Genomic DNA, 23,100 nt, shown 5'->3' on the forward strand with positions numbered 1-23,100 from the left:
TCCTTCACTTCGCCGATGGGCCCACCTCTCCAGTGGCTCCGGCATCCAGGCTCACCAGCACCACCTGTTGTGTGCCGGGGTGAGCTGTTCTCCGCCGCCGCGTTCGTGCCGCGCCCCTCGGCGCCCGACCGCCTCTCTCGCGGCTTCTCCCTTCCCTTCGCACGTCCCATGCCCAGTGTCCTCGAAAGGACCGAACCACCATGACCACCACACTCGAACACCCTCCAGTACGGCAGCAGCCCCCCAACCGGCTCGCCGTCGGCGTCCTCGACATCGACGGCAACGGGAAGGGGCACCTGCGGGCCCAGAACCTCCTGCCCTCACCCAACGACCCCCAGGTCTCCAGCGCGCTGATCCGCCGTCACGGCCTGCGCAAGGGGGACCTCGTGGAAGGACTGCGGGGCGAACGGGGCGGCGTCACCGACGTCGCCCTCGTCAACGGCAGCGTGCCCGACGCACTGCACGGCCGTCGCCACTTCCGCGACCTGACGCCGCTGCACCCCCGCGAGCGGCTCCACCTCGAACACCCCGCGGCCAGGCTCACCGGGCGCGTCACCGATCTGATCGCCCCCGTCGGCAAGGGCCAGCGCGGGCTGATCGTGGCCCCGCCCAAGACCGGCAAGACCGTGCTGCTCCAGCAGCTCGCGGCCGCCGTCGCCGGCAACCACCCCGAGTCCCATCTCATGGTGCTGCTGCTCGACGAGCGCCCCGAGGAAGTCACCGACATGCGGCGCTCGGTGCGCGGCGAGGTGTACGCCTCCACGTTCGACCAGTCGCCCAAGCAGCACATCGCCCTCGCCGAACTCGTCGTCGAGCGCGCCAAGCGGCTCGTGGAGGCCGGCGAGGACGTCGTGATCCTGCTCGACTCCCTGACCCGGCTGTGCCGGGCGCACAACAACGCGGCCTCGTCCGGCGGGCGCACCCTCAGCGGTGGTGTCGACGCCGCCGCGCTCCAGGGCCCCAAGCGGCTGTTCGGCGCCGCCCGGCTGGCCGAGGAGGGCGGGTCCCTCACCATCCTCGCCACCGCGCTGGTCGAAACCGGCTCCCGCGCGGACGACTTCTACTTCGAGGAGCTCAAGGGCACCGGCAACATGGAGCTGCGGCTCCACCGTGAACTCGCCGCCCGCCGTGTCTTCCCGGCCGTCGACATCAACCGCTCCGGCACCCGTCGCGAGGAACTCCTGCTGACCCCGGCCGAGTTGACCGTGACGTACGGTCTGCGCAAGGTCCTTCAGAACCGTGACGGCGAGGCCAGTCTGGAGACGCTGCTGGAGCGGATGCGGGAGACGCCGGACAACGCGACGTTCCTGCGCCGGATCCAGCCGACGCTGCCCACGGCGTGACCGCGCGCCGCGGAACTGACTCCCCGTCACCGCGACACGCCGCCCGCGTGCGGCATCCGGGTGCTCGCGTGGCCCGTTCGGCCCTGACAACGAGGTGCCCGGCGCACGCCTTTCTACGTTGATCGTATGACGATCGGAATTTCCTTCCGGATGGCTTCGGCGTCCTGCGCACTCTGCGTCGCGGGCACTCTCGCGCTCGCGCCCGCCGCGGCAGCCGTGCAGCCCGGTGTGTTCACCGCACGGCCCGGCGCGTTGGCCTCGCAGACCGGCATGCTCGCCTCGCAGACCGGCGCGCTCGCCTCTCGGACCGGTGTGCTCGGCGCGCCGCCCGCCGCGTTCGGCGCGGATCCCCTCGGCCCCGGGCCGAAGGCCCTCGCCCCGCAGCCGTCCGTGCTGTACCGGCCCGGCACCCAGGTCCGGACCCGCCCCGGCGCGCCCAAGGTCCCGGACGTCTCCGCGCTGTCATGGCTGGTGGCCGACGCCTCCACCGGCGAGGTGCTCGCCGCGCACAACGCGCACCGGCGCCTCCCACCCGCCAGCACCCTCAAGACCCTCTTCGCGCTCACCGTCCTCCCCACCCTGCCCAGCGGCATCAGACACCGCGTGGGCGGCCACGAACTGGCCGGCATGGGGCAGGGCAGCAGCCTCGTCGGCGTCCGCGAGGGCGGCTCGTACCGGCTCGCCGACCTGTGGCGTGGTGTGTTCCTCAGCTCCGGCAACGACGCCGTGCGGGTGCTCGCCGGGCTCAACGGCGGCTGGCGGGTGACGGCCGCGCGGATGCAGGACAAGGCGCGTGCGCTCGGCGCCCGGGACACCTTCGTGAAGTCGCCGGACGGCTACGACACGAAGGGCCAGGTGTCCTCGGCGTACGACCTGGCGGTGTTCGGCAGGGCGGGGCTGCGCAACGCCGACTTCGCGCGGTACTGCGGCACCGTCGAGGCGAGGTTCCCCGGGGGCGGCGGCTGGACGTACCCCATCCGCAACACCAACCGGCTGCTCACCGGAGACGACGGCGTCGGCCGCTACCGGGGCGCGGTCGGGGTCAAGAACGGCTACACCACCAACGCCGGCTACACCCTCGTCGCCGCCGCCCACCGGGGATCGCGCACCCTGGTCGTCACGGTGATGAACCCCCAGGAGGGCGGCGGCTCCGCCGTCTACGAGGAGGCGCGTTCGCTGCTGGACTGGGGCTTCGGCGCCGCCGGGCGGGTGGATCCGGTGGGCTCGCTGGACGCGCTGCGGGACCGGCCGAGGTCGGGCCCGGACCCGGTGCCCGTGGCGGCGATGGCGGCGGTGCCGGAGACGGTGCCCGACTGGCCGGACGTCGCGGCGATCGCGCTGGCGGCCTGTCTGGGGGCCTGCACGGTGGCCATGGCGTTGCGTCTGCTGGACATCCGCGCGGGCTGACCGAGCGGCAGCCACAGCAGCAGGCCGAGTGTGATCCAGGTGTAGCTGTTGCTGCCGAGGAAGCCGTCGATGCCCGAGGCGTCGTCGAACCAGAGCCACACGACGCTGGTACACAGCAGCGCGTACAGCGTGGCCGCGACCCGCCAGTGCCCCGCGCGCACCAGGACCGCGAAGGACGGCAGCAGCCACACCAGATGGTGGACCCAGGTGATCGGGCTGATCAGACAGGCCGTGAGGCCGGTCAGGGCGAAGGCGGCCCGCCAGTCGCCGGCCGCGACCGCCCGGCGCGACCGCCAGACCCAGACGCCCAGTACGGCCAGGACCGCGACCGCCCAGACGGGGCGGCCGGTCTCGCCGAGCCGGGCGAGGACACCCTGGAGCGACTGGTTGGAGACGTAGTCGAGGCGGCCGACGCGGGTGGTGTCCCACATCGCCTCGGTCCAGTAGAACCGCGACGCGCCGGGTGCGACCAGCGCCGCGAGTCCGGTCGCCGCCGCGGCCACCAGGGTCGCGACACCGGCGGCGCGCCGGCGCCGGGTGACGAGGAGCAGTCCGATGAAGACGGCGGGCGTCAGCTTGATCGCGGCGGCGAGGCCGATACCGACGCCCGCCCAGCGGGTCCGGCCGGTCGCCAGCAGCCACATGTCGGTCAGCACCAGCGCCAGCAGCAGGACGTTGACCTGGCCGAAGCTGAAGGTGTCGCGCAGCGGTTCGAACATCGCGAGCGCGCAGCCGGCCAGGGCGCAGCCGTACCAGCCGTAGCGGTGCCAGGCGCGGCCGGTCAGCACCCGCAGTACCCACACGAGGGCCGCCAGGTTCAGCAGCAGCGCGAGCGCGATGGCGACGTGCAGTCCGAACAGGGCCATGGGCGCCATCAGGACCGCCGCGAACGGCGGATAGGTGAAGCCGTACGTCGTGCCCGGCACCCGGTACTCGTAGATGTTGCCGCCGTCGTAGAGCCAGCTGTGCACGGTGCCGTAGTAGACACGCAGGTCGAACCAGTCGCGCAGCAGGGGCACGGTGGCGGTGAAGACCGCGACCGCCGCGACGAGGGCGAGCACCAGCAGCAGCCGCCCCCGGTCGGTGCGGGGCGCTCTCAGCCGCAACCCCTTGAAACCGGACACGCGCTGCTCCCCCATGCCTTCGGCGCTCATGCGGTACGTTCCAGGACCTGACCCCGTGCGGCCTGGTGGGCCTGCCACAGGACGACGACGGCGAGTACGCCGCCGGACACCGCCAGGACCAGCTGGCCGACGTCGGCGGGGCCGCCGCTGGGCAGCACCGACAGCGCGAGTACGGCGGTCACGGCGGCCACACGGTGCCGGACCGAGGCGCTGGGCGCGGCGGCCGCGATGAGGAACAGGCCCCACAGCGCGTACCAGGGCCGGATCGCGGGTCCGAACGCGGCGACGGCCGCGAGGCTCAGGCCGAGCGCGTACACCGGGCGCAGTCGCAGCCGCACCCAGATGACGAGCAGCGCGGCGCAGGTCAGGGCGATTCCCAGGGCGTGCCAGGCCGGGACGGCGAGCGGCGCGAGATCGCTGCCGAGCCGCTCCAGGAGGGCTTCGGTGACGCGGCCCAGGAGGCTGGTCAGGGCCCAGTTGTGCGGTGAGACGGGGGTGTTCAGTGCGCCTATCCAGCCGTAGCCGGTGCCGGCGACCGCGGTCATCACGACGGTCGTGGCGGCGGAGGCGGCGGCGGTCGTCAGCACGGCGCGTGCCGGACTTCGGCCCGCGCGGATCTGGAGGACCACGATCGCGGCGAGCGCGAGCGCGGCGGGCGCCTTCACCAGTGCGGCGAGCGTGACGAGCACCACGCCCAGGACCGGCCGGCGGCCCAGCGCCGCGACCAGGCCGAGGCCCATCAGGCCGAGCATCATGGCGTCGTTGTGCGCGCCGGCCACCAGGTGCAGCAGGACGAGCGGGTTCAGCGCGCCCAGCCACAGGGCGGCGGACGGGTCGGCGCCGCTGTGCCGGGCGAGGCGGGGCAGCGCGGCCGCCATGAGGGCCACGCCGAGCAGCGCTATCAGCCGCATGCCCATCAGCCCGGCGGGCAGCTGGCCGCTGGTCAGGCCGGACAGGGCGGAGGCGACAGCGAGGAAGACCGGGCCGTACGGCGCCGCTGTGTGCTGCCAGACCGGGGAGACCTCGTCGGCGAGCGGGCCGCCCATCATGCTCGGTCCGTGCGCGTACACGTCCATGCGGGCGTCGACCATGGCGCCCTGGGCGAGGTAGCTGTAGACGTCCCGGCTGAACAGCGGCGGGGCGAGCAGCAGCGGGACGGCCCAGACGGCGAGCACCAGGAGGAGCGCGCGGGGCTCCGGCGGGCGGGGGCCGCGCAGCAGCCGGCCGATGAGCGCCCAGGCCGCTATCAGCAGGACCACGCCGAAGTACACCCCGACCAGACCGAGGGCGGCGCCCGCCGAGGACGGGGACAGCAGCTCGCGCACCGGCAGTGCCCCGGCGGTCTCACCGCCCGCCGCGAGGAAGGCGGTGCCTGCCAGACCGAGTACCTGGCACCGGCGGAGATCGACGGGAAAAGCCATGGCCAACACTCGGTCAGCATGTCAACGCCGGGTGGCGGGAAAGCGACGACGGCCCTGCCGGGCGGGGGCCGGGGTGTTACCGGTGCGTGATCGTCGCCCGTCGACCGCGCGCCGGGGCCCGCCCCTCAGAACACCGACAGTCCCGTCAGTGTCGTGAAGCGGTCCAGCGCCGCGACGCCCGCCACCGAGTTCCCCTTCTCGTCGAGCCCGGGACTCCACACGCACACGGAACAGCGGCCGGGCACCACGGCGATGATCCCTCCGCCCACGCCGCTCTTGCCGGGCAGCCCGACGCGGTGGGCGAACTCACCCGCGGCGTCGTACGTCCCGCAGGTCAGCATCACCGCGTTGATCTGCTTGGCCCGGCTCTTGGTGAGCAGCCGCGAACCGTCGGCCCGGACGCCGTGCCGGGCGAGGAAGGCGGTGGCGCGGGCGAGATCGGCGCAGGACGCCTTCAGCGAGCACTGCCGGAAGTACTGCTCCAGGAGCAGCGGCACCGGGTTGTCGATGTTCCCGTACGACGCCATGAAGTGGGCGAGGGCGGCGTTGCGGTCGCCGTGGGAGGCCTCGGAGGCGGCGATCTCCGTGTCGAAGTCCAGCTCCGGGTTGCCGCTCTCGGCGCGCAGGAACTCCAGCAGCGTGCCGGAGGCGTCGCCGGTACGGGTCTGAAGCCGGTCGGTGACGACCAACGCCCCCGCGTTCACAAACGGATTGCGCGGGATCCCGCCCTCGTACTCCAGCTGTACCAGCGAGTTGAACGGGTTGCCGGACGGCTCCCGCCCCACGTGCTCCCACAACTCGTCGCCCTCGCGCGCCAGATCGAGCGCCAGCGTGAACACCTTGGTCACGGACTGAGTGGAGAACGGCACCTCCCACTCCCCCACGCCGTACACCGACCCGTCCAGCTCGGCGACGGCCATCCCGAAACTCCGCGGATCACAGGCCGCCAACGCCGGAATGTAGTCAGCGACCCGCCCCCGCCCCGGCGTCCGCCCCACCTCTTCGGCAACCTGCCCCAGCACCCCCTGAAACCCACCCAAGAACGAACCCACCATGATCCCCAGTCTCCCTCACAAACGGACCCAGTGCCTGCGGCGCATGACCGGCGACGACGGTCGCGGGGCCCGGGGTACGGGTGCCGGGTACCTAGTGCCGGACGCGGGACGCGGGACGCGGGACGCGGGACGCGTGCGCGGGGCGCAGGATGCGGGACGCGTGCGCGGGACGCAGCGTCGGCCCGGGATCGAGGTGCGAGCGCTGAACGCGGGGCCCTTCCTGTCCGGGGTGACCGCGCCGCCGCCAAGGGGCGCGGGGAACTGCGCGACCAGCCACAACCCACCCGCACCTGCGGACAGCCCCGCGAAGCCCAACCCCCTCAGGGGCGCGGGGAACTGCGCGACCAGCCCCACTCAACCCGCACACAGGAACCCCCGCGAACAGCCCTCACGCACAGGCCACCGCCGAACCCCCCACCTCCAACGCCCCCACCACCCGCACAGCCCCCACAGGCTTCCCCCCACCCAACAACGCCTCGCCCCGAAACTCCGCAAGTGCCCCCGGCTCCACCCCCGCAGCCACCAACGCCGCGGCGGCAACAGGTACCCGCGCCCGATCCGCCCCGTCCGCGATCTTCACGGCAACAGCCCGCCCATCGGCCTGCGCAGCGACCTGCACACCCTCGAACCCGTCCTTCGCCAGCAACCCCGGCACGGCCCGCATCAACGCGGCCACGTCCCGCCGCGACCCGGACGCCATCTCCGCATGCACCCGCATCGCGTCGGCGACCCGCCCCTCGGGCGACCCGGACGGAGCGGACGCGATCCGCGCGGCGGCACGCGCGAGCCCATGCAGCGACACCGCGAACAACGGGGCCCCGCACCCGTCGACGGTCACCTGCGCCACCCGCTGCCCCGTCAGATCCTCGACCGTCTCCGCGATACCCCGCTGAAGCGGATGCGCGGGGTCGAGATAGTCGTCGAGCGACCACCCGTTGAGCTTGGCGGTGTACAGCATGGCCGCATGCTTGCCGGAACAGTTCTGGGCGAGCCGCGACGGCGACCGCCCCTCCCGCACCCAGGCGTCCCGCTCCACCGGATCGAACGGCAGGTCGGGCGTGTTGCGCAGATCGTCCTCGCCCAGCCCCGCCATGGCGAGGATCCGCCGCGTACCGGCGAGATGGAACTCCTCTCCGGAGTGACTCGCCGCGGTCAGCGACAGCAGTTCGCCGTCCAGCGGCAACCCGGCCCGCACCATGGCCACGGCCTGCACCGGCTTGAGCGCCGAGCGCGGATAGAACGCGGCCTCGATGTCGCCGAGTCCCAGCTCGACCTCGCCGTCCGGACCGAGGACGACGACGGAACCGTAGTGGATGCCCTCGACCACCCCGCCACGGACGAGATGGGCGACGGGGGCGTGCAGGGGCTCGCGTATCAGGGGTGCGGGCGAAGTGCTGTGCATAACGGCCTGTGTTTCATGGGGTGGAAGGAACATGAAGGAACATGGACGAGCGGTCACCGCCAGCGCGGGAACGTTTCTGCATCTCACCGGAACAGGATTGACCGGTCACACCGACAACCCCTCTCCCGGCAAAGCCCCGGCACCTGAACGGGCACCAGCGTCCACCGGCCGCGTCCCGTCCGACCGCAGAATCTCCGTGAGCGTCGTCTCGACCCGGTCCAGATGATGGGTCATCGCCTCGACCGCACCCCGCTCGGACCCGTCGGCCAACGCCTCCACGATCGCCCGGTGCTCGCGGTTGGACTGCTCGCGCCGGCCACCGAGCTCGTTCAGGAACGCCGACTGACGCGCCAGTGCGTCGCGGATCTCCTCGATGACCCGGCGGAAGACCGGATTCTGGGCGGCCTCGGCGACGGAGAGATGGAACAGCGTGTCCATCGCGACCCAGGCGGTGGTGTCGGACTCCCGCTCCATCCGGTCCAGCAGATGGTTCAGCCGGTCGAGGTTGTCAGGGGTGCGGCGGACCGCCGCGTACCCGGCGACCGGGATCTCGATGTGCCGGCGCACCTCCAGCAGGTCGCTGGCCGAGTAGTCGCCGAATCGGGGGTCGTCGACGCGGTCGGCGACGACGAAGGTGCCCTTGCCGGTCTTTGCCACGGTCAGACCCATGGTCTGGAGGGCGCGCAGCGCCTCGCGCAGCACGGGCCGGGACACCTCGAGGGTGCGGCACAGCTCCGCCTCGGAGGGAAGCTTGTCGCCGATCGGGTACTCGCCGCGCTCGATGGCGTCGCGGAGGTGGCCGAGCACCGCCTCCATCGCGCTGACGCGCCGCGGTCCGGGACCACCTGTCTGGCTGTCTGACAGGTTCATATGTGCAGGGTGCGGCCGTGGCCCCGGCCCTGTCAAGGCGCGCCCGCAAACCGGCCAACCCTCCGTTTCCCCAGGGGGGTTACCACCACCCCCCTTAGGGTGCAGGCCTCATTCTGTTTACGGAATGCCGTTCCGATACTTGAGCACATGGCCAATCCAATGGTGCTTACAGGCACATCGTCCCCAGACGAACGGCGAGCGGGAATCGGGCGCCGGCCGACCGGAAACGATTCGGGGCAGCGGGGCAGCGATTTCTCGGAACTGTCCCGCCGGATATCCGAGGCGGGGCTGCTACGGCGCCGCCCGCTGTACTACACCGTGCGTTTTGGTCTGGTGGCCCTCGCGCTCGCGGGCGGCGTCACGGCGTTTGTCGCACTCGGTGACAGCTGGGCCCAGCTGATCGTCGCCGTTGCCCTCGCCGCGGTCTTCGGCCAGCTCGGACTGGCCGCGCACGACCTCGCCCACCGCCAGGTGTTCTCGCGCCGCCGGCCCAGCGAGACCGGCGGCCTGCTGGTGGCCAACCTGCTGCTGGGCATGAGCTACGGCTGGTGGATGAACAAACACACCCGGCACCACGCGAATCCGAACCACGAGGAAAAGGACCCGGACGTCTCCCCCGACATTCTGGTCTGGTCACAGCGTCAGGCACGCAGGGCACAGGGAGTTCCGCGGTTCGTCGGAAAACACCAGGCGGCGCTTTTCTTTCCCCTTCTCACCCTGGAGGGGCTCAATCTGAGTTTCAACAGTTTCAAGGCGCTGCGCAGCCCGTCGGTGAAACGGCCGATACTGGAAGGGACCCTGCTGGTCGCCCATTTCGCCCTCTACTTCGGTGGTCTGTTCACGGTTCTGTCGCCGGGCAGGGCGCTCGCGTTCATCGCCGTCCACCAGGGTCTGTTCGGGATCTACCTCGGCTCGGTCTTCGCCCCGAACCACAAGGGCATGCCGATGATCGAGGAGGGTTCGCAGCTGGACTTCCTGCGCCGCCAGGTCATCACCTCGCGCAACGTCCGGGGCGGCGCCGTGGTCGACGCCTTCATGGGCGGGCTCAACTACCAGATCGAGCACCATCTGTTCCCCAGCATGCCGACCCCCGCTCTCGGCCGGGCCCAGGTCATCACCGAGCGGTACTGCGCCGAGCTGGGCATCCCGTACCACCAGACCGGTCTGCTCGCCTCGCACCGGGAGGCGCTGCGGCACCTGAGGAGCGTGGGGCAGCCGCTCCGGAACGCGCAGTGAGGCGTACGGGCCTCCCGCGGTGATCCGGGGCGGTCATCCCCATACGGCGTGTGCCGCCGCGACGCCGGCGAAGGCCGCTCCCAGCGCCACCGCCACACTCGCCGCGGCGTAGCCCGCCGCCTGCGCCCGCGCCCCGTCCTCCGCCAGCCGCAGGGTCTCGTAGGAGAAGGTCGAGTACGTGGTGAGCGCCCCGCACAGGCCGGTGCCGAGCAGCAGCTGGAGGTGCGAGTCCGCTGCTCCGGCCGCCACGGCACCGGTCAGCAGGCCGAGGATCAGCGACCCGGCGACGTTGACGGCGAAGGTCCCCCAGGGGAGGGCGGAGTCCGTCCGGGACCGCACCGCGCGGTCGGTGAGATACCTCAGCGGTGCGCCGACCATCGCGCCCGCGACGACCAGCAGCCAGTTCACGACGGCCTCCCGCGGCTCGCCATGGCCCACCGCGCACCCCGCACGCCGACGAGGACGGCCGCGAGGGCGGCGGCCAGGGTCGCCGCGAGATATCCCAGCGCGAGGGCCGGGCGGCCGGTGTCGAGCAGGTGCTGGATGTCGACGGCGTACGTCGAGAAGGTGGTGAAGCCGCCCAGCACCCCCGTACCGAAGAAGGGCCGCAGCAGCGGATGCGCGGGCCTGCCCTCGGTGACGGCGACCATGAAGGCGCCGATCACCGCACAGCCGGCGACGTTCACCCAGAAGGTCGTCCAGGGGAAGCCGCCCGGCGGTGTGGGCCACTGGAGTGCGGCCGCGTACCGGGCCGCGGCGCCGATGCCGCCGCCGACGGCGACCGCGGCGAGGACGGTTCCCTGGACGGGCGCCGGCCGTGGGCGGGCGCGGGCCGGTTCGCGGTGCGGGGTGGTCATCGTCGTACGTCTCCTACTCGCCTGCCCGGGTGCGTGGGCGCCTGTCTGCGCAAGTAGGGACCGTTGGCGGAACGGTGCCGCGGTTCGGGTACGGCGGGCCCCACCGCCGCGCCGCGCGTGGGAGCCGCGGCCGGTCATGAGCGTATCGCGCGGCGACGTGCGGGGTTCACGGCGTCGGGCCGCAACGCGACCCGCGGCTACCAGCCCTTTTCGAACATCCTGGCCACCTCGGCGATCCGGACCTCGTCGCGCCGGTAGCAGGTGCGGCGCCGTACACGTTTGGTCCGCAGGACGCCGAGGCCGGCCAGGAGTCTGAGGTGGGTGTCGGCGACCCCTCTGCGTACGCCCAGCTTCGCGGCGATGGCCGCGGAGGGGACGCCGTCCTCGACGGGGTCGATGTGCCGCTGTCGCGGGAAGTGGGCCGGCGGATCCTTCAGCCATTCCAGAATGGTCAGGCGCAGATCGCCGCCAGGAGTCCTGAGCATCACGTCCTCCAGGGTCCGGGCCGTTCGTACGGCGCATTCCCACTGTGGCGCGCGGCAGGCCGCCGCGTCCGGCAGTCACCCACGCTTGACCGGTACGAATCGGGTCGGTGACGGCGGTGTGCGCCGGAGTGTGGGTGCCGAGATGCGCGAGGCGCGCGTTTCGCGCCCCCCGGCGCTCCAAGGGGGCGGAACGACCTTGGCCGAACCTCGGCGTTGTCCCGCCCTGGGCGGGCCGCGTGCGGCGGTTGTGGCCCAGGGCACACCGGCTCCCGTGTCACAGCCGGCGGGGCTCTCCGGTCAATAGAGGGAATCCGCACGAACGGCGAGGAGAGCACAGCATGGAAGCGCGTCTCAACTACTTCGGCAACGCGGTCGGGGCCAAGGTGCTCAGGCACCTCAACTCGGCGAACAAGGTCCTGATGGACTCGACGCTGGACCACACCACTCAGGAGCTGGTGAAGATCCGTGCCAGCCAGATCAACGGCTGCGGTTTCTGCACCGACATGCACACCAAGGACGCGGCACACGCGGGCGAGACCGCTCAGCGGCTCCACCTGGTGGCGGCCTGGCGGGAGGCGACGGTCTTCACCGACGCCGAGCGCGCCGCGCTGGAGCTGGCGGAGCAGGGCACCCGGATCGCCGACGCGGCCGGCGGGGTCACGGACGAGGCCTGGGCCAACGCCGCCAAGTACTTCGACGAGGACCAGCTGGCGGCGCTGATCTCGCTCATCGCGGTGATCAACGCGTACAACCGGGTCAACGTGATCAACCAGCTGCCCGCCGGGAGCTACCAGCCCGGCCAGTTCGGCTGAGCCGTCCGGCGTCCCTGATGAGTCCGCCTCCTCCCCGCTGTCGGCAGCGGGGAGGAGGCGGACTCATGTGTGTGAGGTGTGGTCACCCGGTGGGGCGCGGGGCGCGCAGGTGGGTGCGCCGGGCCAGCTCTTCCTCGGAGACGAGTTCGAGCATGGGCTTGCCCGGCGCGCACATCATGGTGACCACGAAGCGGGTCCGTGCGTCGTCGAGCGCGTTGCCGTCCTGGTAGTGGATCACGTCGCCGCCGGGCTCCCAGAAGGTGCCTCCGGCCTCCACGACCCGCTCGGGCTCGCCCTCCAGCTCGAAGCGGACCGCGCCCTCGACCACGTACCCGAAGGCGGGTCCGGAGTGGCGGTGGGGCGGGGTGCCCGGGTCGCCGGGCTCCCACTGGACCTCGATGGTCATCGCCGAGGCGCCGTCGGGGATGGTCAGCGGCTCGGCGTCCTGAAGCACCCGGGCCGCGGTCGTCCAGCTCGCTGCCGCCGGGCCGTCGGTCGTGTGCGTGTGTCCTGTGTGGTTGTCCGGCACTGTGGGGCACCTTCCGTGGGTCGCCGTGCCATGGAGGGGCGGACGACACGGACATACCGTGGGTGGTGTGTCCGGTCGCGGCTCCATGGCTGTTCACCCGTTCTGACCGGCGACCGTGCGTTTCTGTGACACGCGCGGTGGTCCGGCCGCCCGGCGAGTCGTCCGGAGAGACGTCTGGAGAGACCTCCGGAGAGACGTCCGACGATGTCACAAAAGCGCCGCTTGCCCGGTCAGAGTCAGTGACCATCCAAAAGCGATCGGAGCAGTCGTGGTTGCCACCGAACAACGTCTTTCCACCATGGTGCTGGTGATCGGTACCGGCGGGGCCGGCCTGCGGGCCGCGATCGAGCTGGCCGAGGCCGGTGTCGACGTGCTCGCCGTCGGCAAGCGTCCCAAGGAGGACGCCCACACCTCCCTCGCCGCCGGCGGTATCAACGCCGCCCTGGCCACGATGGACCCCGAGGACAGCTGGCAGCAGCACGCGGCCGACACACTGAAGGAGAGCTATCTGCTCGGCGATCCGCGCACCGCCGAGATCGTCACGCAGGGCGCCGCGCTGGGCATCGACGACCTGGAGCGGTACGGCATGGCGTTCGCGCGGGAGGAGGACGGCCGGATCTCGCAGCGCTTCTTCGGCGCGCACAAGTTCCGGCGCACCGCCTTCGCCGGCGACTACACGGGGCTGGAGATCCAGCGCACGCTCATCCGCCGCGCGGACCAGCTGAAGATCCCGATGCTCGACAGCGTGTACATCACGCGGCTGCTCACCCACGAGGGCGCCGTGTTCGGGGCCTACGGCTTCGACCTGCGCGACGGCACGCGCTACCTGGTCCACGCGGACGCGGTCGTCCTGGCGGCGGGCGGTCACACCCGTATCTGGCGGCGCACCTCCTCGCGGCGCGACGAGAACACCGGGGACTCCTTCCGGCTGACCGTGGAGGCCGGGGCCCGGCTGCGCGACCCGGAGCTGGTCCAGTTCCATCCCTCGGGCATCATCGAGCCCGAGAACGCGGCCGGCACGCTCGTCAGCGAGGCCGCGCGGGGCGAGGGCGGCATCCTGCGCAACGCGCTGGGCGAGCGGTTCATGAGCCGCTACGACCCCGGGCGGATGGAGCTCTCCACCCGGGACCGGGTGGCCCTCGCCTCCTACACGGAGATCAAGGAAGGCCGCGGCACACCGGGAGGCGGGGTGTGGCTCGACGTCTCCCATCTCCCCCGGCACACGATCATGAACCGCCTGCCGCGGGTGTACCAGACCCTCCTCGACCTCCAGATGCTGGACATCACCCGCGATCCGATCGAGGTCGCGCCCACCGCGCACTACTCGATGGGTGGGGTCTGGGTCCGGCCCGAGGACCACAGCACCGACGTCCGCGGCCTGTACGCCATCGGGGAGGCCGCCAGCGGACTGCACGGCGCCAACCGGCTCGGCGGCAACAGCCTCATCGAACTGCTCGTCTACGGCCGTATCACCGGACGGGCCGCGGCCGCCTACTCGGAGTCGCTGACCGCGCAGCCGCGCTCCGCGGCGGCGGTGGCCGAGGCGCGCGCCGAGGTCGACGGGCTGCTCGCGGCGGACGGTCCGGAGAACGTACGGGCGCTCCAGCGTGCCATCCGCAACACCATGACGGAGCACGCCGGAGTCGTGCGGGACGAGGAGGGGCTGCGCGCGGGGCTGGCGGAGCTGGAGGTGATCGAGAAGCGGATGGAGAACGTCGGGGTGCATCCGGACATCGCCGGCTTCCAGGACCTCGCCCACGCCTTCGACCTCAAGTCGGCGGCGCTGGCGGCGCGGGCCACGCTGGAGGCGGCGCTCGAACGCCGGGAGACCCGGGGGTGCCACAACCGCAGCGACCACCCGGACCTCGACCCGGCCCTGCGGGTCAATCTCGTGTGGTCGCCGGCGACGGGCGTCACCCGGGAGAGCATTCCGGCGATCCCCGAGGAGATCGCCGCCCTGATGGAGGACGTGTCCACCGCGGGCAAGCTCGTCGAGTGACGCCGCGCTCCACCCCCGCCTCTCGCACCCCCGGGATCTCTGTCACAGATCCCGGGGGTGCTCTGTCTTGCCTGATGAAGACCGAATCAACAGAGAGGTTTCCGTCATGAAGGTCGTAGTGATCGGCGGCACCGGACTCATCGGATCCAAGGTGGTCGCCAAGCTGGGCGAACACGGTCACGAGGCGGTGGCCGCCGCACCCAACACCGGTGTCAACACACTGACGGGTGAGGGCCTCCCCGAGGTGCTCAAGGGCGCTTCGGTCGTGATCGACGTGTCCAACTCGCCCTCGTTCGAGGACAAGGCGGTGATGGAGTTCTTCCGTACGGCGACCACCAACCTGCTCAACGCCGAGGCGGACGCGGGTGTCACCCATCACGTCGCCCTCTCCGTGGTCGGCACCGAACGGCTCCAGGAGAGCGGCTACATGCGGGCCAAGCAGGCCCAGGAGGAGCTGATCAAGGCCTCCGGGATTCCCTACTCCATCGTGCACGCCACGCAGTTCTTCGAGTTCATGAAGTCGATCGCGGACGGGGCCACCGACGGTGACACGGTGCGCCTTGCCCCGGTGGACATCCAGCCCATCCACTCGGACGACGTGGCCGCCGCCGTGAGCCGTACCGCGGTCGGCGAGCCGCTCAACGGGCTGCTGGAGGTGGCCGGTCCCGACGCGTTCCAGCTGGACGAGCTGATCCGCGGGGTGCTCGCCGCCAAGGACGACCCGCGTACGGTCGTGGCGGACGCGCACGCCCGTTACTTCGGCGCCGAGTTGCAGCTGAACTCGCTGCTGCCCGGACCGGGTGCGCTGCTCGGCGAGACCCGCTTCACGGACTGGCTCGCGCGGCAGGGCTGACGAGTCCGACGGAAGGGGTGGCCCCGTACACAGGGCCACCCCTTCGTGTTGCTCCGCGCGGGTCAGCGGACCGTGCTCGCCGCCTTCTCGATGATGCGGGAGACGTCGTCGGGCCGGGAGACGCTCACCGCGTGCGAGGCCCGGACCTCCTCCGTGTGGGCACCGGCGCGTTCGGCCTGGAAACGCTGGAGCTTCGGCGGGATGTTGAGGTCCTGACCGGCGACCAGGACCCACGACGGAATCGTCTTCCAGGCGGCCGCGGCGGCGGGCTCCTCCAGGGCGGCGTTGGTTGCCGGCCGCTGGGTGACGGCCATGACGTTCGCGACGTCCGCCGGGACGTCCGCGGCAAACTGATGGTGGAACTTGGCCTGGTCGATGGTGAAGTCCGTGCCCTGTGAGCCGCCGGGAAGGGTGACGGGGAAGGGCACGAGGGTCTCGGCGAGCGTGCTGCCCGGGAACTTGGCGGTGAGCTCGCCCGCGCTCTCGCCCTTGTCCGGCATAAAGGCGGCGACGTACACCAAAGCCTTGACGTTCTCGACGCCCTCGGCGGCGACGCTGATGACGGCTCCGCCGTAGGAATGGCCGGCCAGCACGACCGGACCGTCGATACCGGCGAGCACCTCCTTCACATAGGCGGCGTCGTTGCTCAGCCCGCGCAGCGGATTGGCGGCGGCGACCACCGGGTAGCCGTCCTTCTTCAGCTCCTTCACGACCCCGTTCCAGCTGCTGGAGTCGGCGAACGCGCCGTGGACGAGGACCACCGTCGGCTTGCGCTGGGACGAGGCGGCGTCCGCCTTGTCGGCGTTCGCCGGGCCGACCGACATGGTGACGAGTACCGCGGCGGCGCCGGCGGCGACCACCAGGGAAAGCGAAATACGCTTCATTACAGGGCCTTTCAGGGAATTCAACCGATGGATCCGATGCGGCCAGGGGTTTCCGGGCGCGCGGACGGGACGGCGGGGGCGTGAGTGGCCCCCGCCGTGGGCCGTCGTACTGGGGGGGTTCAGCCGGTGTGGAGGGCGGTGTGCAGGGCGCGAACGGCCTGCTCCACCGCGGCTGTTGTGGCCTGCGTCGCACGCAGGGGGTTGAGCATCATGAAGTCGTGCAGGCTGCCGTTGTAACGGATGCTGGTGGTGGTCACACCGGCCTGGATCAGCTTGCGGGCGTAGGCCTCGCCCTCGTCGCGCAGGACGTCGTTGTCGTCGACGAGGACCAGGGCGGGCGGCAGGCCGCGCAGTTCGTCCAGGGAGGCCCGCAGCGGGGACGCGGTGATCTCCGCGCGCTGCGCGGGATCCGTGGTGTAGCAGTCCCAGAACCAGGCCATGGCCTTCGCGGTGAGGTACGGCCCGTTCGCGAACTGCCGGTAGCTGCCGGTGTCCTGGCCGGCGTCCGTGACGGGGTAGTACAGCGACTGGTGCACGAAGGTCACGTCGCCGCGCTGCTTGGCCATGAGGGTCAGCGCCGCCGTCATGTTGCCGCCGACGGAGTCGCCGGCCACGGCAAGACGTGCGACGTCCAGGCCCTCCTGGGCGCCGTTCGCGGTGATCCACCGGGCGGTCGCGTAGGCCTGCTCGATGGCGACCGGGTACCTGGCCTCCGGGGAGCGGTCGTACTCGACGAACACCACGGCGGCGTCCGCGCCGACGGCGAGCTCGCTCACCAGCCGGTCGTGGGTGCCGGCGTTGCCGATCACCCAGCCGCCGCCGTGCACGTACAGGACGACGGGCAGGACGCCGGTGGCGCCGGCGGGCTTGACGATCCGTACCCGCACGTCGCCGACCTCGGCGGGCACGGTGATCCACTTCTCCTGTACGGCAGGCTTGTCGACGGGTGCCGCCTGGATGTCGTCGAGGACCTTGCGGGCGCCCTCGGGGCCCAGTTCGTAGAGGAAGGGCGGGTTCGCCGTCGCGTCGGCCAGTTCCTGGGCCGCGGGCTCCAGTGTCGGGTCGGTCATGACTCTTCTCCCTGTCTGAGTGGATTCTCACCATCTATTCACACTTATGACAGTTCATCCACGGAAGCTGTGACACCGACGCCGGATCGGCCTCAGACGCGGAGCCGGGCCGACGCGGACGGGTCGCGCAGCAGGTCCCGGCGCTCCGATTCGGTGGTACCGCCCCAGATCCCGTCGACCGGGTGGACCTTCACGGCCCAGTCCAGGCACTGCTGCCGCACCGGGCAGCGGGCGCACACGGCCTTCGCCTCCTCGGTCTGGATCAGCGTCGGCCCGCTGGTGCCGGCCCCGATGGGGAAGAACAGGTCGGGCTCCTCGCCCCGGCACATCGCCACTTCACGCCAGTTCACGGATCTCCTCCTTCGCCGAGCTGCGGACCGGCCCGGGAGCCGGTGCGCCGAGGGCCTCGCGTGCGGTGCGGGCCCCTGAAAGTGAGACCGTGCGGTAGGCGCGAATGTGACATCGGCGCAGGGTGTGCGGAGCGCCGCGGGTACACGGCGAGTAACCCTGGATTCCCCCGTGCCCCAGCCGCCTCCACAGGCGCTAGTTGCACACTCAACGATCGAGGGATTCGGTGTTACCGTGCGTGTATGGGAGTGAACACGGTCGAGGCCGGTCTGGAAGCGCGGTGGCGCGACATCCTGTCGGTGCACGCGCGCACGATGTGCGAGATCGACCGCGCTCTGCATCCCCACGGTCTCGGCGCGAGCGACTTCGAGGTGCTGGACGTGCTGGTCGCCGAGGTGCCCGAGGACGGCACCCAGTGCAGGGTGCAGAACATCGCGGGCCGGGTCCATCTGAGCCAGAGCGCCCTGTCGCGGCTGATCGGCCGGCTGGAGAAGGACGGTCTGGTGAACCGTTCCGTGTGCACGGAGGACCGGCGAGGTGTCTGGATCTCCCTCACCGACCGGGGACGGCAGCTGCACGCCGAGGTACTGCCGCTTCAGCGGGCGGCGCTGGCCCGCATGCTGAACCACTGACTCCGGAGCGGCTGGGCACACCGGCCCCGTGACTCAGAGCACGGACTCGGCCCCGTCGGGCAGGACCCCGATACCCGCCCCGGCGACCCATGCGCGGGCAGCCGAGGCCGGATCGAGCAACGGGTCGGGGTCCTCCAGACGGGTCAGGACGCGCCGCGCGGCGGGCCGGTCGTAGACGTCCACGGGCACGGGCACGGGCACGGGCGCGGGCTCGCTGGGGCAGTGCGCCGCGTCCAGGACGGCGGCGTCCGCCGCGGCCGGCAGGTTGTCCGGCCCGGGGGTCCAGGAACTCAGGCGCGGCGCGTACAGCAGTACTCCCCGGTGACCAGGTCCTCGATCCGGTACGCCATCACCCAGCGTGGCTCGGCCGCGCGGGCCGGCAGACGGGCGGGCGGTTCGGCGGCGACCGGGTGGCCGGTCACCACCAGCCCGCCGGACAGCACACACCCCTCCGCACTGCCGCCGTCGCACCACTCCCACGGGGCGTAGCGGCCGAGAACCGTCCGTGCCGGGCGGGGGCAGAATTCAGGCCGTCCTCGGCATGCCGGAGGCGTATCGTCACGCGCTGCGGACATGATCGTGAAACCATCCGCTGTCATCGGGAAGTTCACCTGGTGACAAGGGTGTGCACAAGCGGGTGCGTGGACGAGTGGAGTGCGAAGTGACGCGAATACTGGTCATCGGCGGCGGCATCGCGGGAACGGCGTCGGCGCTCGCCCTGCACAAGGCGGGGTTCGACGTCGCGGTGTACGAGGCGCACTCCGACACCGCGGAGGACATCGGCGCCTTCCTGACCCTCGCGAGCAACGGGATGCGCGCGCTCGGACAGCTCGACGCGACGGCCGCGGTGACCGCGATCGGTTTCCCGCTGACGTCGATCCGGCTGCTGGACGAGCAGGGGGCCGAGGCGGCGCACGCCCCGATGGGCGAGGCCAAGGACCCGCTGCTGAACTTCCGCTGTCTGCGCCGCGGCGAGCTCAACGCGGCCCTTCAGGCGGAGGCGGTGCGCCGGGGCATCGAGCTGCGGCACGGCGCCCGGCTGTCCCGTCTGGTGAACGGGCAGGACGGCGTCACGGCCCACTTCGCCGACGGCACCACGGCGACCGGGGATCTGCTGCTCGGCGCCGACGGCCTCAACTCCACGGTCCGGGAGGTGGTCTCCCCCGGCACCCGGCCGGAATACGCCGGGCAGCGTGTCTTCTACGGCTACACCACCGGCGTGGCGCCGATCGGCGAGTCCGACTGCATCACCATGATCCGGGGCAGCAAGGTGGCGTTCGGCTGCGCGGTCTCGCCCGACGGGGAGTCGTACTGGTTCGCGCGGGTCGGCGGTGATCCGCTGTCCGCGGCGGAGATCGCCGAGGGCACCGCGGCGCACTGGCGCGATCTGCTGCTGCCGCTGCTGGGCGAGGACAAGACCCCGGCCGCCGACATCGTGGCCGCCACCACCGGGCACGTCATGGTGACCAACGCGACCGAGCTGCCGCTGGGCATCCCGTGGCGCTCCGGGCGCGCCCTGCTCCTCGGCGACGCCGCGCACGCCGCGTCACCGGCGACGGGCCAGGGCGCCTCGATGGCCCTGGAGGACGCGGTCGTCCTGGCCAAGTGCCTGCGCGACCTGCCGGACGTGGACGCGGCGGTGGCCCACTACGAGGCGCTGCGCCGCGACCGGGTGGAGCAGAACATCGCCACCAGCGGAGCCATCTCCCGCGGCACCTACGCCCCGTCCGACTCGGCGGGCCGTCCCACGGGCAAGACCCGCCCGGGGGACGACACGCTCGTCGAACTGCTCGACTGGGAGGCCGACATCAAGGAGCTGTGACATCGGACCCGGTCGGCCGCGGTGTCAACTGCGGTGCACGGTCACCTCGTTGAGCGAGTAGCCCCACTCGGTGGCGCGGTCGAGGAACTGAAGCCGGACGTAGCGGGCCGGGGCGGTGTCGAAGCGGACCGTGTCGAGCCCGCCGTCGCCCGCGGTGGTCGACGAGGCGGTGGTCCAGTTCTGCCCGTCGCCGGACAGCTCGACACGGTACGAACTCCCGTACGCGCGTTCCCAGTCGAGGGTGACCCGGCCGACCTGGCGTGTGGTGCCGAGGTCGATGGTGAGCTGCTGGTCGTCGCTCCAGTCGCTGGCCCAGCGGGTGGAGAGGTCGCCGTCCACGGCCCGGCCCGGGGCGTAGCTGGTGAACGGGTTCCACTCGGACGAACTGGCCGTGGCCGAGGCGCCCTTGGCGAGGTTGGCGCCCACCTCGTGCCGCTCCGAGGCGCCCCAGGTGTCCAGGTAGCTCTCGGCGCCGCGGAACAGGTCGTCCACCACGTCCTGGCCGCTGGTGCGGCGGATGTCCTCGATCCAGTCGGGGACGAGGCCGTAGTGGGCGGCTCCGTCGGTGTTGAGGTCCCAGGTGCGCTGACCGGTGGTCTGACGGTCGATCACCGAGCCTCCGTCGGTGCTGCGGTAGGGGTACTGGACGGGGTTCGGCGCGTCCGCGCCGCGCGGGGCCGGCCAGCCTCCGACGCCGTTCATGTCCGTGCCGTAGCCGTAGCCGACGTCGTACTTCTCGCGCAGCGCCTCCGTGCGGTCGGCTTCCGCGCCGAACGCCTCCGAGCCGTGCATGTACTGGGCGATGAAGCCACCCAGGCCGTAGACCCGCTCGGTCCAGTCGAGGTCCATCCAGCTGTGCGAGGAGAGCACACCGGGGTAGGACTCGGCCTCGAAGATGTCGAGCACCCGGCCGGTGGCCTTGACGCTCATGTGGTCGATCTCCAGCATCATGCCGCGGTCCATCATGCCGCGCACGGCGTACTCACCGAGTGACGTGAGCCCACGGACGTTGCACTGCGCGTCCGCGTTGTACGAAGGGACCTCGACGTCCTTGGGGAGTTCCGCCTCGGCCGCGGGTGCCGCGGCCAGGCCGATCGGGTTGTCGTGCTGCGGGCCCTTGCAGGTCTCCGTACGCCAGAAGGTGCCGGTCGACAGGAACTGGCCGACGTTGATGGCCGTGCCGAGCGCGCCCTCGTCGAAGCGGACCCCGCACAGCGCGTTGTCGAACTTGTGGCAGAGGAACATGCTGCGCACGCCGAGCGAGTACAGCTCGTCGAGGCCCTTGTCGATGTCCGCCTTCGAGCACTGGGAGATGTCCAGGACCTGCTTGCACCCGAACGGCTCCGAGGTCTCCACGCCGAGGATCACCGCCAGCTTGCCCTGCTCGACCACCTGGCGGGCCTGCGCGCTGTCGGTGACGATCCGGAACCAGCCCTTGCCGGGGCCGCCGTACATCTCGTCGACGTAGTCCTGGAGGTCGTACGTCAGCTTCGCCTGGAGGCGGATCGACGTCATCTCGTCGCAGGAGCGGTCCTTGAAGAAGTAGACCGAGCAGATGACCCCGTTGGTGACGAGGTCGTTGACCATGACCCGCTGGCCGCCGCGCCAGGCCCGTTCCATCCACGCGTAGTAGTTCTGCTGGTGGGTGAGGGAGTCGTGGGCGGGCCAGTCCTTGAAGGTGGGCCAGCCGGCGGGGTCGTGTTTGCCGTCCCCGCCCTTGGTGATGAAGTCGAAGATGGCCAGGGAGCCGTCGGGGTAGTGCTCGGGACAGTCCTTGAGCGCCTCGGCGATCCCGGCTTCGGAGAAGGACTTCCCGCAGATCAGCCGGCCGCCGAAGGCCTCGTTGGCCATGATGTGGTTGTGCGCGTCGACAAAGCCGCGGACCTCGCCCTGGGCGTTGGTGCCGGTGAAGGGTTCGCCGGTGACGCCGATGGCGGAGTCCGGTGCGGGGCGTGCGGTGGGGGTCCACCAGTCGTCGTCGGCCGCCGAACTCGGCGTCGGCCCAAGAGCCATTGCCAGCACGAAGAGCAGCAGCGACACGATGGTGAGGTCTTTGCGCCGGCGGAACGCGCGTCCGTACCTACGTCGAGCCTTGGTCACTGGCCATATCCCTTGGTCGAGGGGACGGCACGGTCGACGAATTGTCATGACCGGCGCAAGGTGTGCGACGAGAATGACCAGTGCGGCAGGCGGAGTCAAGGGATTGCACACAGAGATGTACCCCGCGGTAACGTCGAAGGCGCCCGGGGCACTTCACCGGCCGTAGCCGCGCTGCCGGTGCGGCGGCGACCTGCGTCGCTCAGTCGATCCGGGTGACCGACCGGGGAGCCGGTTCGGCAGGGCCCGGCAGCGGGTGCGGCCTGGCGGGATACGTGGGCACGACCGCCGGGGCCTCGAACGCCCCGAACAGCGGCGCGCCGACGTTCCGACGGGTCGGCCACGGTGAAGTCGGCGCGCCGCACGGGCGGTTCCGCGCGTGCGGGCACGTGAGACGGCCGGGCCCGTGCCAACCGGCGGCACAATCGCGCCATTGACGTACGACAAGACCGCTCCGTAGCATCGCCAGCGGCATTGAGTGTCAGCGTCAAGCCCTGGCTCGCTGACCGGCAACCCTCCCGCGCGGTGCGGTGCCCCAGGTGAAGGCCCGGCGGGGTCACCGACGACTCCCGCAAGCGCGGCGCCCCGGAGTCCGGGGCCGGAGACGGGGAGGACGGGTATGCGGCACGGCGGTGAACGGGCTGCCTCCCGTACCGGCGCCCCGGCGTTCTCCCGGCTCTCGCGTCGGCTCCACATCGATCTGAAGCGCTCGAACAGCTGCCTCTGTCAGGCCTGACGAGCCCGCCCGGCGCCCGCTGACGTCCGTCGCGGACCCGCGCCTTCGCGACCTCTCCCACGCCACCTTTCCCGGTGTCGTATCCCTGATCCCCGACCCCTGTCTGTATCGCGCTCCC

Annotated in this window: 22 protein-coding genes, 1 pseudogene and 1 riboswitch; of the genes and pseudogenes, 8 read left to right on the top strand and 15 right to left on the bottom strand. The window is 71.5% G+C overall.

Annotated elements, in window-relative coordinates:
- Positions 1-200 precede the first annotated feature (200 nt).
- Positions 201-1,343, top strand: coding sequence for a transcription termination factor Rho (rho, locus tag ACIQAC_RS22645; protein WP_402193663.1), 1,143 nt, complete (start codon positions 201-203; stop codon positions 1,341-1,343).
- Positions 1,344-1,613: 270 nt separating this feature from the next.
- Positions 1,614-2,465 (top strand): annotated as a pseudogene (locus ACIQAC_RS22650) (D-alanyl-D-alanine carboxypeptidase family protein); the annotation flags it as partial.
- A gap of 35 nt (positions 2,466-2,500) precedes the next feature.
- Here the strand turns inward: ACIQAC_RS22650 and ACIQAC_RS22655 are convergent.
- The 5 genes from ACIQAC_RS22655 to ACIQAC_RS22675 all read right to left on the bottom strand — a co-directional run bounded on the left by ACIQAC_RS22655 (position 2,501) and on the right by ACIQAC_RS22675 (position 8,622).
- Positions 2,501-3,850: a glycosyltransferase family 87 protein gene (locus tag ACIQAC_RS22655; RefSeq protein WP_402193942.1), complete on the bottom strand. Its 1,350-nt coding sequence runs from the start codon at positions 3,848-3,850 to the stop codon at positions 2,501-2,503.
- A gap of 50 nt (positions 3,851-3,900) precedes the next feature.
- Positions 3,901-5,295, bottom strand: coding sequence for a polyprenol phosphomannose-dependent alpha 1,6 mannosyltransferase MptB (mptB, locus tag ACIQAC_RS22660; protein ID WP_402193664.1), 1,395 nt, complete (start codon positions 5,293-5,295; stop codon positions 3,901-3,903).
- Between the two features lie 125 nt (positions 5,296-5,420).
- Positions 5,421-6,350 (bottom strand): glutaminase, encoded by a 930-nt coding sequence (locus tag ACIQAC_RS22665; RefSeq protein ID WP_402193665.1) that lies wholly within the window; start codon positions 6,348-6,350, stop codon positions 5,421-5,423.
- Between the two features lie 388 nt (positions 6,351-6,738).
- The gene (locus tag ACIQAC_RS22670) at positions 6,739-7,752 is read right to left on the bottom strand and encodes an asparaginase (RefSeq protein WP_402193667.1); all 1,014 of its coding nucleotides are present in this window, start codon (positions 7,750-7,752) and stop codon (positions 6,739-6,741) included.
- A 105-nt stretch (positions 7,753-7,857) separates the two neighbouring features.
- On the bottom strand, positions 7,858-8,622 hold the full coding sequence (locus ACIQAC_RS22675; RefSeq protein ID WP_402193668.1) for a FadR/GntR family transcriptional regulator: 765 nt from the start codon (positions 8,620-8,622) through the stop codon (positions 7,858-7,860).
- 147 nt (positions 8,623-8,769) lie between these two features.
- On the opposite strand from ACIQAC_RS22675, the gene ACIQAC_RS22680 reads away from it, so the two are divergent.
- Positions 8,770-9,858 (top strand): fatty acid desaturase family protein, encoded by a 1,089-nt coding sequence (locus ACIQAC_RS22680; protein ID WP_402193670.1) that lies wholly within the window; start codon positions 8,770-8,772, stop codon positions 9,856-9,858.
- Between the two features lie 33 nt (positions 9,859-9,891).
- On the opposite strand, the gene crcB (ACIQAC_RS22685) is transcribed toward ACIQAC_RS22680, so the two are convergent.
- The 3 genes from crcB (ACIQAC_RS22685) to ACIQAC_RS22695 form a co-directional block, all read right to left on the bottom strand.
- Positions 9,892-10,266, bottom strand: coding sequence for a fluoride efflux transporter CrcB (gene crcB, locus ACIQAC_RS22685; RefSeq protein ID WP_402193672.1), 375 nt, complete (start codon positions 10,264-10,266; stop codon positions 9,892-9,894).
- Entirely contained in the window at positions 10,263-10,715 is a 453-nt protein-coding gene (crcB, locus tag ACIQAC_RS22690; RefSeq protein ID WP_402193674.1) for a fluoride efflux transporter CrcB, read from the bottom strand. The genes crcB (ACIQAC_RS22685) and crcB (ACIQAC_RS22690) overlap by 4 nt, the downstream gene beginning before the upstream one ends.
- A 197-nt stretch (positions 10,716-10,912) precedes the next feature.
- On the bottom strand, positions 10,913-11,200 hold the full coding sequence (locus ACIQAC_RS22695) for an ArsR family transcriptional regulator (protein WP_402193675.1): 288 nt from the start codon (positions 11,198-11,200) through the stop codon (positions 10,913-10,915).
- Between the two features lie 338 nt (positions 11,201-11,538).
- On the opposite strand from ACIQAC_RS22695, the gene ACIQAC_RS22700 reads away from it, so the two are divergent.
- Complete coding sequence (locus ACIQAC_RS22700) at positions 11,539-12,012, top strand: carboxymuconolactone decarboxylase family protein (protein WP_402193676.1); 474 nt, start codon at positions 11,539-11,541, stop codon at positions 12,010-12,012.
- Positions 12,013-12,094: 82 nt separating this feature from the next.
- Here the strand turns inward: ACIQAC_RS22700 and ACIQAC_RS22705 are convergent, their stop codons facing one another.
- Entirely contained in the window at positions 12,095-12,541 is a 447-nt protein-coding gene (locus ACIQAC_RS22705) for a cupin domain-containing protein (RefSeq protein WP_402193678.1), read from the bottom strand.
- Between the two features lie 298 nt (positions 12,542-12,839).
- Here ACIQAC_RS22705 and ACIQAC_RS22710 point away from each other — a divergent pair, with 298 nt between their 5' ends.
- Positions 12,840-14,540 carry an L-aspartate oxidase gene (locus tag ACIQAC_RS22710; RefSeq protein ID WP_402193943.1) on the top strand — a complete coding sequence of 567 codons (1,701 nt, stop codon included), beginning with the start codon at positions 12,840-12,842 and terminating at the stop codon, positions 14,538-14,540.
- Between the two features lie 106 nt (positions 14,541-14,646).
- Positions 14,647-15,393: an SDR family oxidoreductase gene (locus ACIQAC_RS22715; RefSeq protein WP_402193679.1), complete on the top strand. Its 747-nt coding sequence runs from the start codon at positions 14,647-14,649 to the stop codon at positions 15,391-15,393.
- A gap of 62 nt (positions 15,394-15,455) precedes the next feature.
- Here ACIQAC_RS22715 and ACIQAC_RS22720 read toward each other — a convergent pair whose 3' ends face one another.
- The 3 genes from ACIQAC_RS22720 to ACIQAC_RS22730 form a co-directional block, all read right to left on the bottom strand.
- Positions 15,456-16,277 carry an alpha/beta fold hydrolase gene (locus ACIQAC_RS22720; RefSeq protein WP_402193680.1) on the bottom strand — a complete coding sequence of 274 codons (822 nt, stop codon included), beginning with the start codon at positions 16,275-16,277 and terminating at the stop codon, positions 15,456-15,458.
- A 119-nt stretch (positions 16,278-16,396) separates the two neighbouring features.
- Positions 16,397-17,347 carry an alpha/beta hydrolase gene (locus ACIQAC_RS22725; RefSeq protein ID WP_402193681.1) on the bottom strand — a complete coding sequence of 317 codons (951 nt, stop codon included), beginning with the start codon at positions 17,345-17,347 and terminating at the stop codon, positions 16,397-16,399.
- 92 nt (positions 17,348-17,439) lie between these two features.
- Positions 17,440-17,697, bottom strand: coding sequence for a WhiB family transcriptional regulator (locus tag ACIQAC_RS22730; protein ID WP_402193682.1), 258 nt, complete (start codon positions 17,695-17,697; stop codon positions 17,440-17,442).
- Positions 17,698-17,937: 240 nt separating this feature from the next.
- Between ACIQAC_RS22730 and ACIQAC_RS22735 the strand changes: the two genes are divergently transcribed.
- Positions 17,938-18,327: a MarR family winged helix-turn-helix transcriptional regulator gene (locus tag ACIQAC_RS22735; protein WP_402193683.1), complete on the top strand. Its 390-nt coding sequence runs from the start codon at positions 17,938-17,940 to the stop codon at positions 18,325-18,327.
- Positions 18,328-18,360: 33 nt separating this feature from the next.
- Here the strand turns inward: ACIQAC_RS22735 and ACIQAC_RS22740 are convergent, their stop codons facing one another.
- Both ACIQAC_RS22740 and ACIQAC_RS22745 read right to left on the bottom strand, forming a co-directional pair.
- Positions 18,361-18,528, bottom strand: a complete 168-nt coding sequence (locus ACIQAC_RS22740) for a hypothetical protein (protein WP_402193685.1) — start codon at positions 18,526-18,528, stop codon at positions 18,361-18,363.
- Positions 18,529-18,617: 89 nt separating this feature from the next.
- Positions 18,618-18,902, bottom strand: coding sequence for a hypothetical protein (locus tag ACIQAC_RS22745; RefSeq protein ID WP_402193686.1), 285 nt, complete (start codon positions 18,900-18,902; stop codon positions 18,618-18,620).
- An 86-nt stretch (positions 18,903-18,988) separates the two neighbouring features.
- On the opposite strand from ACIQAC_RS22745, the gene ACIQAC_RS22750 reads away from it, so the two are divergent.
- A complete protein-coding gene (locus tag ACIQAC_RS22750) occupies positions 18,989-20,149 on the top strand; it encodes an FAD-dependent oxidoreductase (RefSeq protein ID WP_402193687.1) in 1,161 nt (386 codons plus the stop codon).
- Positions 20,150-20,173: 24 nt separating this feature from the next.
- Here the strand turns inward: ACIQAC_RS22750 and ACIQAC_RS22755 are convergent, their stop codons facing one another.
- The gene (locus ACIQAC_RS22755; RefSeq protein WP_402193944.1) at positions 20,174-22,162 is read right to left on the bottom strand and encodes a discoidin domain-containing protein; all 1,989 of its coding nucleotides are present in this window, start codon (positions 22,160-22,162) and stop codon (positions 20,174-20,176) included.
- A gap of 554 nt (positions 22,163-22,716) precedes the next feature.
- Positions 22,717-22,830, top strand: a riboswitch (SAM riboswitch).
- Positions 22,831-23,100 lie beyond the last annotated feature (270 nt).

Source organism: Streptomyces sp. NPDC088387 (assembly GCF_044753385.1).
Classification (GTDB): domain Bacteria; phylum Actinomycetota; class Actinomycetes; order Streptomycetales; family Streptomycetaceae; genus Streptomyces.